The organism is Cupriavidus sp. 8B (assembly GCF_054589115.1).
Window position 1 is genome coordinate 117660 of record NZ_BAAILO010000555.1, and the last position, 12138, is coordinate 129797.

Annotated in this window: 12 protein-coding genes; 8 read left to right on the forward strand and 4 right to left on the reverse strand. The window is 59.2% G+C overall.

Annotated elements, in window-relative coordinates:
- Positions 1–439: 439 nt before the first annotated feature.
- Entirely contained in the window at positions 440–1111 is a 672-nt protein-coding gene (locus tag ACYP5B_RS48445; protein WP_459574553.1) for a TetR/AcrR family transcriptional regulator, read from the reverse strand.
- 142 nt (positions 1112–1253) lie between these two features.
- Between ACYP5B_RS48445 and ACYP5B_RS48450 the strand changes: the two genes are divergently transcribed.
- The 4 genes from ACYP5B_RS48450 to ACYP5B_RS48465 are packed head-to-tail and all read left to right on the forward strand — an operon-like array spanning position 1254 to position 6465.
- Positions 1254–2318 (forward strand): WD40/YVTN/BNR-like repeat-containing protein, encoded by a 1065-nt coding sequence (locus ACYP5B_RS48450; RefSeq protein ID WP_459574554.1) that lies wholly within the window; start codon positions 1254–1256, stop codon positions 2316–2318.
- Positions 2315–4693, forward strand: a complete 2379-nt coding sequence (locus ACYP5B_RS48455; RefSeq protein ID WP_459574556.1) for an efflux RND transporter permease subunit — start codon at positions 2315–2317, stop codon at positions 4691–4693. The genes ACYP5B_RS48450 and ACYP5B_RS48455 overlap by 4 nt, the downstream gene beginning before the upstream one ends.
- A 12-nt stretch (positions 4694–4705) precedes the next feature.
- On the forward strand, positions 4706–5485 hold the full coding sequence (locus tag ACYP5B_RS48460; protein ID WP_459574558.1) for an ABC transporter substrate-binding protein: 780 nt from the start codon (positions 4706–4708) through the stop codon (positions 5483–5485).
- On the forward strand, positions 5482–6465 hold the full coding sequence (locus tag ACYP5B_RS48465) for a fumarylacetoacetate hydrolase family protein (RefSeq protein WP_459574560.1): 984 nt from the start codon (positions 5482–5484) through the stop codon (positions 6463–6465). Before ACYP5B_RS48460 ends, ACYP5B_RS48465 begins: the two co-directional genes overlap by 4 nt.
- A gap of 145 nt (positions 6466–6610) precedes the next feature.
- Here the strand turns inward: ACYP5B_RS48465 and ACYP5B_RS48470 are convergent, their stop codons facing one another.
- Positions 6611–6805: a hypothetical protein gene (locus ACYP5B_RS48470; protein ID WP_459574638.1), complete on the reverse strand. Its 195-nt coding sequence runs from the start codon at positions 6803–6805 to the stop codon at positions 6611–6613.
- 217 nt (positions 6806–7022) lie between these two features.
- Here ACYP5B_RS48470 and ACYP5B_RS48475 point away from each other — a divergent pair, with 217 nt between their 5' ends.
- The 3 genes from ACYP5B_RS48475 to ACYP5B_RS48485 all read left to right on the forward strand — a co-directional run bounded on the left by ACYP5B_RS48475 (position 7023) and on the right by ACYP5B_RS48485 (position 9083).
- Complete coding sequence (locus tag ACYP5B_RS48475) at positions 7023–7346, forward strand: NIPSNAP family protein (protein ID WP_459574562.1); 324 nt, start codon at positions 7023–7025, stop codon at positions 7344–7346.
- A 130-nt stretch (positions 7347–7476) separates the two neighbouring features.
- Positions 7477–8469 (forward strand): fumarylacetoacetate hydrolase family protein, encoded by a 993-nt coding sequence (locus ACYP5B_RS48480; RefSeq protein WP_459574563.1) that lies wholly within the window; start codon positions 7477–7479, stop codon positions 8467–8469.
- Between the two features lie 59 nt (positions 8470–8528).
- Positions 8529–9083: a VOC family protein gene (locus tag ACYP5B_RS48485; RefSeq protein ID WP_459574565.1), complete on the forward strand. Its 555-nt coding sequence runs from the start codon at positions 8529–8531 to the stop codon at positions 9081–9083.
- Positions 9084–9201: 118 nt separating this feature from the next.
- Here ACYP5B_RS48485 and ACYP5B_RS48490 read toward each other — a convergent pair whose 3' ends face one another.
- Entirely contained in the window at positions 9202–10062 is an 861-nt protein-coding gene (locus ACYP5B_RS48490) for an IclR family transcriptional regulator (protein ID WP_459574566.1), read from the reverse strand.
- Between the two features lie 155 nt (positions 10063–10217).
- Between ACYP5B_RS48490 and ACYP5B_RS48495 the strand changes: the two genes are divergently transcribed.
- Positions 10218–11834 (forward strand): bifunctional 3-(3-hydroxy-phenyl)propionate/3-hydroxycinnamic acid hydroxylase, encoded by a 1617-nt coding sequence (locus ACYP5B_RS48495; RefSeq protein WP_459574567.1) that lies wholly within the window; start codon positions 10218–10220, stop codon positions 11832–11834.
- A gap of 78 nt (positions 11835–11912) precedes the next feature.
- On the opposite strand, the gene ACYP5B_RS48500 is transcribed toward ACYP5B_RS48495, so the two are convergent.
- Positions 11913–12089: a hypothetical protein gene (locus tag ACYP5B_RS48500; RefSeq protein WP_447431678.1), complete on the reverse strand. Its 177-nt coding sequence runs from the start codon at positions 12087–12089 to the stop codon at positions 11913–11915.
- Positions 12090–12138 lie beyond the last annotated feature (49 nt).

A 12138-nucleotide genomic window follows, 5' to 3' on the forward strand; every position in this document is an offset into this window, starting at 1 on the left:
AGCTCGCCATTCATCATGGCCCAATGGCCGGGAAAGGAGCAGAAGAAAAACATGGCCGGCCGCCAACTAGGCCACATTGAAGGTAGCGGCGACGGACTCATCCCCGGGCCTATCACTTTGGCATAAGCAACCACGGGCGCATCCTTGGCACGTAATCGCTGGCCGCGCCGGCGGACATGTCGGGCTTCGCCACGCGCTGGAAGTCGGCGCCTTGGCAGCAGTGCCCATGGCCGCATTGGATAGTTGTCCCGTGCGCCTCAAGGTTGCCGGTGTACTGTTTTCACGGCTTGCCGACAGTGATTTCCTTCAGTCCGAACCGCATGGCGTCGTTGCACTTGACAACCCGTTCAAAGCCCGCCCAAGTCGGCCCCGCCGCATCGCCAGCGTGACGATGATCAAATGCTTCCGCATCGAAAACTCCTCGCTGCAGAGCGAGAAATCAGCGCTGCATCTGCGCGGGTGCGCACAAAACAGCCATCGCACTTGCGGCAAGTTCATCAGCGAACTTCTGGCTCAACGGCAGGTGCCCCATCATGAGCCGGAAATATACCGGCGAATACACCATGTCCATCAGAAACTCAGACTCCATGTCCGTACGGAATTCGCCGTTGCGACGCCCTTCCTCGATGACTTCGCGGACCATGGCGCGACGGCCGTAGAAGAATCGCTCGCGAAATTCACGAAGAACCTCCGGCTCCGACTGCCCTTCGGCCAGTATCTGAGCGACCAGTCGGCCGGCCCGACCGCCATACTGCTGCACCATGCGATGCAGATGCACGGTGATAGCTTCTCGGCAACTACCCCCTTTCGGCATAGGCGTCTGCACGACGTGGTTCTGCACGAATGCGTCGATCACCACGGCAGCCTTGGAGGGCCACCAACGATAGATGGTCGCCTTGCCCACCCCCGCCTCCTTCGCGATAGCCTCGATTGTGATCTGTTGCAGCGACTGCGTTTCGAGCAAGTTCAGGGTGGCGTTCAGGATAGCGACACGCGCGGCCTCGCTACGCGTGCGTCCTGGCGAACGCTTGTTCCGAGCCGGGCTTGCCTCAGGGACGGTAATGCTCGAAGTCAATGCCTTTTTCTCCATAGTGACGGTTGGGATCGTCAAACCGTCTCGCTGTTCACATCCATGCAGCCCTGAGGACAGATCCTATTTGTTTGACGAGGGCACGGTACATCGATATTATAATACGCGCCGTATCGTTTTATAAGCGCAAATTACTAGAAAGCAACAGACAGGAGACAATCCCATGTTCCATCACCACGCCCGGTGGCGCACGCGAGCTCTGCTTGCCGCATGCATCGGCACATTTGGCGTGGGCGCGGCTTGGTCCGCGCCTATCAGCTCCGCACTGGATCGCCCCGCCGTCCTCTCGCAGCGGGCAGCGCAATCGGTACTACTCGGCATCGCGCAGGTCGGCAAGCGTCTGGTCGCGGTGGGCGAACGCGGCATTGTGGTGGTGTCGGACGACGATGCCGCCAAATGGCGCCAAGTGGTGACGCCGGTCAGTGTGACGCTGACTGCTGTGCGCTTTGCCGACGATAAGCATGGCTATGCGGTCGGTCACAGCGGCACCGTGCTTGCTACTGCCGACGGCGGCGAAACCTGGACACGCGTGCTCGACGGCCGTCAGGCCGCGCGGATTTCCCTTGCCGCAGCCCAGGCCAGCGGCAACGCGACGGCCCTGCGCGACGCCGAGCGCTTGGTGGCCGAGGGCCCTGACAAACCCCTGCTCGACCTGCTAGTCCTCGACGCACGGCGCGCGATCGTCATCGGCGCCTACGGCATGGCGTACTCCACCACGGACGGCGGACAGAGATGGACCTCCTGGGCGGATCGCCTAGATAACCCTCGTGGCCTGCACCTGTATGCGATACGCCGTCATGGCGAACGCATTCTCGTGTGCGGAGAACAGGGATTAGTGCGGGTATCACAAGACGGCGGCCAGACCTTCGCTGCGGCCAAGCCCCCCTATAACGGTAGCTTCTTCACCGCCGAGCTTCCCTCTGACAACGAAATCGTGGTGGCCGGGCTACGCGGCAATATGCTGCGCTCGCTGGATGCCGGCGCGAACTGGAAGCAAATCACGGCGCAAGATACTGCGTCCATCACCGGCTCGGCCTTGCGCGCCGATGGCTCACTGGTGCTGGTGAACCAGGCGGGCATGGTGCTCAGTGAAAGCAAAGGCGCTCTCGTTCCGATGAACAGCACCCCGTTGCCATCCCTGACCGGCATTTTCCCCAAACGCAACGGTTCGCTCCTCACACTCAGTATCCAGGGCATTGGGTCCCTCCCTAATGGAGGCCAGAAATGAAATCTGTTCTCGCTATCGACATGAATACAGCCGGCACTTTCAATCCGCGCTCCGGCTCGCTCATAGAGCGTGCGCTGTTCAACCACCGTCTGATCGTGGTGATAGTGTGCGCGATCCTCACCGCCCTACTGGGTTGGCAGGCCACCAAGCTTCACCTGAACGCCAGCTTCGAAAAGACCATCCCATCCCACCACCGCTATATCCAGAACTACCTGCGCTACCAGAATGAGCTCTCTGGCCTAGGCAACTCGGTACGCATCGCCGTCGAGAACCCGAAAGGTACCATCTATGACGCGAATTACCTGCGCGCACTGCGTGGCCTTTCGGACGAGATCTTCCTGCTGCCTGGTGTCGACCGGATGAAGATGAAATCGTTATGGACATCTTCGACCCGCTGGGTCGGCGTGACCGAGGACGGCCTGGAAGGCGGCCCCGTGATACCTGACGGCTACAACGAGTCGCAGGAAAGCCTGGTGACGCTCGCGGCCAATATCGCGCGTTCCGGCGAGATCGGCCAGATCGTGTCGCTGGACGCGCGCTCGACCGTCATCTACGTGCCGCTGCTCGCCAACACCCCCGACGGCCGCACGCTGAGTTACGCCGACTTCTCCGACAAGCTCGAAGCGCTGCGCGACAAATACGAGCAGGAGGGCCTGAAGGTCCACATCACCGGCTTCGCCAAGCTGGTGGGCGATCTCATCGTTGGCGTACGCGCGGTGCTGATGTTCTTCGCACTGGCGGTGGCCATCGCGGCAGCTATGGTCTTCTGGTACACGCGCTGCATCCGCTCCACCCTGCTTGTGGTCGCGGCATCGCTAGTCGCCGTGGTGTGGCAGCTCGGCCTGCTGCCGACGCTCGGCTACACGCTTGACCCCTATTCCATCCTCGTGCCCTTCCTCGTGTTCGCCATCGGCATGAGCCACGGTGCGCAAAAGATGAACGGCATCATGCAGGACGTCGGGCGCGGCATGGATAAGCTGGTGGCGGCGCGCTTCACCTTCCGCCGCCTTTTCCTGGCCGGCCTGACGGCGCTCCTGGCCGATGCGGTGGGCTTCGCCGTGCTGCTAGTCATCGACATCCAGGTCATCCGCGAACTGGCCATCGCTGCCTCGCTTGGCGTGGCCGTACTGATTTTCACGAACCTGATCCTGCTGCCCATCATGCTGTCCTACACTGGCGTCAGCGCGACGGCCGCTGTACGCAGCCTGCGCGCCGAAGCCGCGGACGCCGCCGGCAAGGACAAGCATCCGCTGTGGGCCTTCCTGGACCGATTCACCCAGCGCAAATGGGCTTCCATCGCCGTGATCGCGGCGATGGCTATGGGCATTGGTGGCTATGCCACCAGCACTCAACTCAAGATCGGCGACCTCGACCCGGGAGCACCAGAGCTACGCGCCGACAGCCGCTACAACCGCGACGTCGGGTTCATGAACTTGAGCTACGGCGCCTCCAGTGATGTGCTCGCGGTCATGGTCAAGACGCCGGAAGGCGACTGCTCCCAGTACGACACGCTCAACAAGATCGACGCGCTGGAATGGCAACTACGCAAGCTCGACGGCGTGGAAGACACAAATTCACTTGCTCGCCTGAACCGCCGCATGCTAGTCGGCCTGACCGAAGGTAGCCCAAAGTGGTATGAGCTCCTTTCCAACCAGGACATGCTCAACACCGTCACGGCCGGCGCGCCGCGCGGCCTCTACAACGATAGCTGCGGTCTCCTCACCCTGTACGTCTTCCTGCGCGACCACAAGGCTGACACGCTGACTCGCGTGGTTGAACACGTGGAGGCCTTCGCCAGGGAAAACAACACCCAGGACGTGCAGTTCCTCCTGGCAGCCGGGAGTGCCGGCATCGAGGCGGCGACCAACATCGCGGTCAAGGACGCCTGGCGCAAAATGCTGTACCTCGTGTACGGTGCGGTGGTGGTGCTGTCCTTCATCACTTTCCGCTCGTGGCGCGCGGTGGTGGTGGCGGTACTGCCGCTGATGCTAACTTCCGTGCTGGCCGAGGCGCTGATGGTGGCTCTTGGCATGGGCGTGAAAGTCGCCACGTTACCCGTGATCGCGCTGGGCGTGGGCATCGGCATCGACTACGCGCTCTATATCCTGTCGGTAACGCTGACCCAGCTGCGAGAGGGCAAGAGCCTGTCGGAAGCCTACTACCGCGCCCTGCTCTTCACCGGCAAAGTCGTGATGCTCACCGGAGTGACACTGGCCATCGGCGTCGTCACCTGGGTCGCCAGCCCGATCAAGTTCCAAGCTGACATGGGTCTGCTGCTGGCCTTCATGTTCCTATGGAACATGCTGGGCGCCCTGATCCTGCTGCCTGCGCTGGCGCATTTCCTACTAAAACCGGCACGCGGCGCGTCGCACTGAGGAGCTCAAAGCATGTCGAATCCCCTAAACGTGATGTGGTTCGTCCCGCCGCCCTTGGCAGTGCTGGCAGCACAAGCTCCACGGGCAACCCCCATCCAGGCCAGCCGCACCCCCTCTTCCGACGTGCAGTTCGACGCATTGGTCGCGGGCGAAGCCGATGCTGTCGTGACGGCGATGGACAACGTCATCGGCTGGAACCGTCGCCCTGGCCCCAAGGATTTTCGCGTGGTGGCGCAAGTCGAGCGGACCACGCCCTTGGCGCTGATCGCCGCACTTGGTCACAAGAGCATGGCCGACCTGTGCAGTGCCAACCTGCTCGTCGACGCGGTGGACAATGGTTTTGTCATCGCGCTGCGAGCCATGTTGCGCGAAGCGGGCATCAATGAAAACACCTGCCGTTTTACCCCCGCTGGCGGAGTGACAGAACGATATGAGGCGCTACTGGCCGGCCGTGGCGATGCCACGCTGCTGGGGCAGCCCTTCGCGAGGCAAGCCGCCGAGACCGGGTTGATGCAGATCGCCAGCGTGCAGCAAGCCTACCCGGCCTTTCCCGGGCAAGGCATTGTCATGCGCCAGGCGAGCCCGGCGCGTGAGCGCATCGGAGCATGGCTGCGCGAGCTTGAGCAGGCGCGGCGGCAGATACAAGACCTAGATTCGCTACGGCCCACCACCGAGGGCATTGTGCTGCTGATCGAGCACCGCCGGCTGCTGGGCCTGCCGGGCGCCGAGGACACTTACGCAAACATCGTCGATCCTTCACTGCTCGACGTCTTCTTGGGGAAAGATCAATGAAATCGTATGCATTGGGTACATTTTCGCATTGGCAGGACGGCCCCAAGTTCGTGGGCCTGGTCATGGAAGATCGCGTGGCCGACCTGGCGGAACTGGTCAGGTTGTACGACGCGCCGGAGCTAGCCGGCGCCGGATCGGTGCTAGCCTTGCTGGTCACCTGGGACGCCAGCTGCCCCGCGCTAGACCGACTGGCCATGGCGGTCGATGGCAAGGCAGAAAATTGGCACGCGCTGGACGCGCTGCGTGTACACCCCGCCGTCGATCTACCCCGGCAGATATTCTGCACCGGCGCCAACTACCGCAAGCATGTGGTCGACATGACGGTCGACGCCAAGGTCGGCCCGCCGGGACTGGACGAAGCCGGCCTGCGCCGCTGGGCCGAGAACATGATGGACGAACGAGCCGCCACGGGCGAACCTTATGCTTTCACCAAGCCGGTTTCCACGGTGTCCGGCGCGTATGACCCGCTGGTACTGCCGAACACGACCACCCAACCCGACTGGGAGCTGGAACTAGCCGTCGTCATCGGCCGGAGCGGCTACCAGATTCCGCGCGAACTGGCGCTGGACTACATAGCAGGCTACTGCATCGTCAACGACATCTCGGCGCGCGACCTGATACCACGCACCGACTACAAAATGCTCGGCACCGATTGGCTACGCTCGAAGGGACAGCCCGGTTTCCTGCCACTGGGGCCTTACCTCGTGCCGAAAGCCTTCGTGCACGACCCACATCGCCTAAAAATGCGCCTGTCCGTTTCGGGTCAGATCATGCAGGACGAATCCACGGCCGATATGCTGTTCGACATCGTACGCCAGATCGAATACATCTCACGCTATTCACGCCTGCTGCCGGGCGACATCATCTGCACCGGCTCGCCCTCCGGCAACGGCACGCACTACAACCGCTACCTGCGTGCGGGAGACGTGATTGAGGCCGAGATCGAAAGTCTCGGTCGGCAACGACAGATTTGCGTCTAATTCCGACGACGAAACAATAAACCCACCGAAATGCAAAAGCCCCTCTTATGAACTGCCCCAAGAAGTTGGGTTAAAAGCTAGACAGCCAAGGCCTGAGTCCGGTACTGCAACGGGCTCAGGCCTTTTAGTTAGAGCGGAAGCTTGTTCACACGCTTGCCACCTGGCCAAACACTAGCCGGCGCTCAGTTTGGTAAGCAATGATCTTGCCAGCGTAAAGGTCCATCACCGGCGAGAGGTAGAGCTTCTGGCGTTGACGTCGAACTTTGGTCATTTTCTGGTTGAGCGGCCCTAAGGCAACAATCGAGCAGTAGGAGCAGCCTGCCTTCCGGCTATTTTTCATAGCGGGAACGGTCTCCAGTAAGACGCGACACTCGGGCACTGCAACTGTTGTCCGGTAATTGGAAACGGCACGCCCAACTACCGTGCACTTTCCTATATTTGCGGTTCCTATCCTCTTCGTCATTACGAGGATGGCAAGCACGGTTGCTATTGCCTTTGCCGGCTGTTGGACCACCGTACCGACACCGGCTCAGCACAAACTACCTGAGGAACAGCCCATGTTGGTCGAGATGAGAACCTATACGACACACCCCGGCAAGTGGCGAGACTATCTCGCACTATACGAGGCCGAGGGCCTGCAGATTCAGAAGCGCATCCTGGGACGTATGGTCGGCTATTACCGCACGGAAGCCGGCGCACTCAACCAGGTAATTCATATGTGGGGATACCGAGACATAAACGAGCGCGAGGAACGACGCACGGTTCTGATGGACGATCCAGATTGGAGGTCGTATGTCGTGAAGATGCTGCCGCTGCTCCAAAGCCAAGAGTCGAAGATTCTGGTGCCCGCGGCATTCTTTTCGCCTCAATGGCAAGAGTGACGAGACCGAAGTTCGTCGAAAGCCGTGTCCGAATGTCGAACAGTACCGTGGCACGGTCCAGCTATTTATCTACCATTTTTCATGCTGCGCATTCGCGCATCGGGTTGTTAAATAAAGAAAGCGAGAGACTATGAAACTGGCTTCATTGCGGTCCGGTAGGGACGGCGAACTAATCGTTGTAAGCGAAGATCTGCGCATTGCGATAAAGGCGGGCCAAACGGCGCCTACGATGCAAGATGCGCTGGACAACTGGGACGCGGCGTATCCGGCACTTGAGCATATGTATCGCATGCTTAATCAAGGTGACGCGCAAGGAGCGTTTGCGCTCGACCTGAACACACTCGCCGCGCCGCTTCCGCGCTCCTACCAGTACCTAGATGGCGCAGCTTACGTTAGCCATATCCAGCGCAACCGTGCTGCTCGTGGAGAAGCATTGCCGAAGGACTTGTTGCAAAAACCGTTGGTCTATCAGGGCATTTCCCACGGCTTTATGAGCTGGAATGAAGATGTGCGGCTTCCAAATGAGGAACTTGGCATCGATTTCGAAGCAGAAATCGCTGCAGTAACTGGCGATGTACCAATGGGAGTGTCTCCAGAGGACGCAACAAAGTATATACGCCTGTTCGTACTGCTAAACGATATATCGTTGCGCAGCCTAATCCCGCCAGAGCTGAAGCGCACTTTCGGCTTTCTGACCGGCAAGCCGGCGTCCAGCATGGGGCCGATTGCCGTCACTCCTGATGAGCTTGGTGATCTGTGGGACGGTCGCTTGGTATCCGGCACAATGCAATGCTGGGTGCGTGGCGAGTCGGTCGGAAAGATCGAGACGGGTATCGATACCCCTTTCCATTACGGCGACCTAATAGCGCACGTTGCCCAAACCCGCAACTTCGAGCCCGGCTCTATCGTGGGACTGGGTACCGTCTCGAACGAAGACGAGTCGGTGGGCTGCGCCTGCATCGGCGAAGTCCGCGCCCTAGAAACGTTGAAGGGCGGCAGGCCAACCACGCCGTTCTTCCGGTTCGGTGACCACATTAAGATTGAACACGTTGACCGCAACGGGCATTCTGTCTTTGGCTGCATTGACCAAAAGTTCGTCACGAGCGTCGCTGGCGCGCGTTAGAAGTCAGTGGAAGTTCCACCTGTTCACTCCGCTTCTTTCGTACATAACTGGAGAACAACATGCTTTGCAAAAGCTTGCACCACGCCGCGTTTCGCTGCAAAGACGCACGTGAGACGGTCGATTTCTACACGAACGTGCTGGGCCTGAAATTCATCCATGCAATGGGCGAGGATCACGTTCCCTCAACCGGAAAATACAGTCCGCATATTCATATCTTCCTCCAAATGGAGGATGGCAGCTGCATAGCCTTCTTCGAATTGCCAAGAGATGAGGGGCAACCTTCCGGGCGGGATCCGGAAACACCGGACTGGGTACAGCACTTTGCGTTCCGTGTCGCCGACAAGGACACGCTAATGAAGGCAAAGGCGGACCTGGAATCGAAGGGAATTGGCGTGCTCGGCCCGACTAACCACGACGATTTTCTGCTGTCTATCTACTTCTTTGATCCTTCCGGACACCGTCTCGAACTCAGTGCGCACATATCAACTCCGGAACAGGACGCGTACTTTGAGAGGGATGCAATGGACGTGCTGAACCTTTGGGACCAGACCCATGATTGGTCGCAGCGTGCAAAGTTGTTCGGCGGTGCGACCGGGTATCAGCGCAACAACTAGCGAGCAAAGGTGCGACTGCAGGCGTTCTGTCTGATGGGGTGCTTCTGTTCCGAGCTGGTGTTCCGAACAGAAGCACCCGTGCTTACATCACGTTATAATAATTCGATAGAGCACTGGTCTAGCGCTCAAAGAGAACAGGATTCAATTCGCGAATTGCCTTCTCGATCTTAAGCACCTGTTCCTTCAATAGTTGGGCAATCTGCCTACGTCGTTGCTCGCGCATGCGTGCGTCGATGGCCCCAACACTGATGGCGCCGATGGGGCGGCGCATGGAATCATGTAACGGCATACCTAATGCCGTCACGCCTAAGGTAACGCGGTTCTTGACGAGTGCATAACCCGCTTCACGCGTGCGAGCAATTGCCTCCCTTTGCTGCTCCACGTCTAGTCTGCCGAAATCTGGCAGGCGCGAAGCCGTCACATGCAATATCCGTTCACATTCGTCATTGTCACAGGCCGCTAGGATGGCCAGGCCGGCTGCGCCTACCCCAAGTGGCCGGCGGCTTCCAACTTCCAACATGATCGTCCGGATCGCAAATGTTCCCTCGATCCTATCAATGCACACGGCATCGAGCCCGCTACGCATCACGAAATAGGACGTGTCCTCGGTCTCCGCGCTCACCGTCTCTAACGCCGGCCGACAAACGTGTCGCAGGTCAAAGATCTCAGCCGCTGCCAATCCCAGTTCATAAGCTACCGGTCCCAGCAGATACCGGCGTGACTCATCGTTCTGAACCACCAGGCCCTCTCTGTGCAACTGCTTAAGCAAGCGGTGGGCAGTCGGATGCGGGAGGGCACTTCGCGAGGATATCTCCGTCAGTGCCAGGCCGCGCCTGCCTGCAGTTGCCAGCAGCCTCAGCAGCAGGTTTGCGCGGCGAATGGTGCCGACGCCATCATGATTCGAAGTCATAGAAATCTGTTTTCCCTGGGCAAAGAAGCCGCTCAAGTCCTGTTCATTATACGGAAAAGCGCTAGTCATCTAACCTTTCCATTCTTACAGTGCTACCCAGGAATTATGCGGATCGAGGCCCTTGGTCTCGACGGGCGATTGATAGCCAGAGAGGGCCCCACCAGGAGGGACGAAGCCGGGGCTGCTTATCGGCTAACCAAGAACTGAAAGGAGACGAATTGAGCATGGAATTGTTAGGACGTGGGGACCCCGTATTCGATGTGCTTATCGTCGGTTACGGCCCTGCCGGCGCGACGATGGCAAATCTACTGGGCAAGCGCGGTTACAGTGTTGCCGTTTTCGATCAGACGCTTAAGATTTACGATAAGCCCCGTGCGATTACCGCAGACCAGGAAGTGATGCGGGTGTTCCAGGAGTGCGGACTGGCGGAAGAGGTCTCTAGGAAAACGACCCCTCATCCCGGGACTGACTTCATTGGCATGGAGGGGCAGCTCATAAAGTGCTTTTACCCTGCACCACCTCCATCACCTTTAGCATGGGAGTCGACATGGATGTTTGTGCAACCCGAACTTGAAGCAACGCTTCGGGCAGGATTGGCCCGATATCCGAGGGTTCAAGAATTTCTCGGGTACGAGTTCGTCGAATGCTCCCAGGGTAAAGATGGGGTTATTGCAACGATCAAGCAGGTAGCCGGGGACACCCTCTTCACTGTCAGTGGAAAGTACCTGCTCGGTTGCGACGGCGGGCGAAGCACTGTGCGGAGGCAGATGGGAGCGAAGATTGAGGATCTCGCGTTCGATGAATGGTGGATAGTAGTGGATGCATGGATGCGCGGTCCAATCGATCTGCCGCCGCGTTGCGTCCAATATTGCCGGCCCTCCCGCCCTGGAACCTACATCGTTGGGCCGGATAACTTACGCAGGTGGGAAATCAAGATGTTGCCCGGTGAAACGCCGGACGACTTCAAAAGTGACGAAGCGGTGCTGCAAGTGTTATCCACATTTGTAGACACTACCCATCTGGAAGTCTGCAGAACGGCGATCTACCGCTTCCATGCCTTAGTGGTTGACGAATGGCAAGATGGGCGTGTGTTCCTGATGGGTGACGCCGCTCATCAGATGCCACCGTTCCTTGGTCAAGGGCTTTGTGCCGGCATCAGAGATGCGCTCAATCTCGCCTGGAAGATCGACGGCGTAGAGCGTCTCGGCTACTCGAAGGCACTGCTCAATTCATACACCGAGGAGCGAAAGCGCCACGTGAGGACAATAGTCGGCCATGCCAAATCGTTCGGACTGATCATCGGCGAATTGGACGAAGCCGCCGCCCGGAAGCGGGACCGTGAACTCGCCGAGTTGCTTGCATCGGGCAAGGCAGAAACTGTACGGCAGAAGTTCATTCCCGGACTCGAGGTTGGACTTATCGGCAGAGATACTGACCAACATATACAGGTCGGCGCAGGCGAGCTTTTTGTTCAACCATGGATCCATAGTGGTGACGAAGTCAGGCGCCTAGACGATCTACTACCACCGGGGTTCCTGGTTGTGGCTGGTTCCTCAGATGTGCCGGACTGGTTTGATGCAAGTACGACCGATGCTTTGGAAAAGATCGGCGGAAGAACAGTGATCATCAGCACTACGCCAAGTTTCGTACGCCTGCCAACTCTGAGCTTGATAGAGAGGGACGGGTTGTTTGACCAATGGCTTTCGTCGCTCGGAGCGAAGGCGGCCATCATCCGTCCAGATCACTATGTCTACGGCACCGCAGCCGGCGCTGGCGAACTTCGTCGACTGATTGCTCAACTTGCCGAACAGATTATTCCCGCTGCCGCACAAGAGACGTAAGCTCCGCTTTTCACGCACCGGATTGCCAATCTTCCAAGGCTGGTGGGCATGCGAGCGGGCCGTACCGTGTCGGTCAGGTCACGAAATGGGAACCTGACCATCGGCAGAGACTGCCACTGAAAACGCGATCCGGCCGTTCGTCGTCGGTTGGCCTAGCTGTTTGCCGAAACGGTTGCCGTTCCGCTCCCGGTATTGCAGGGCCATTCCACCCAGCAGACTCGGCGGCACGACAGCCGGCAACTGCTCGAACAGCATCCATTCGTTGACGCCTCGCACGCGGACGCTGCAACGCGTGCCGCTAGAG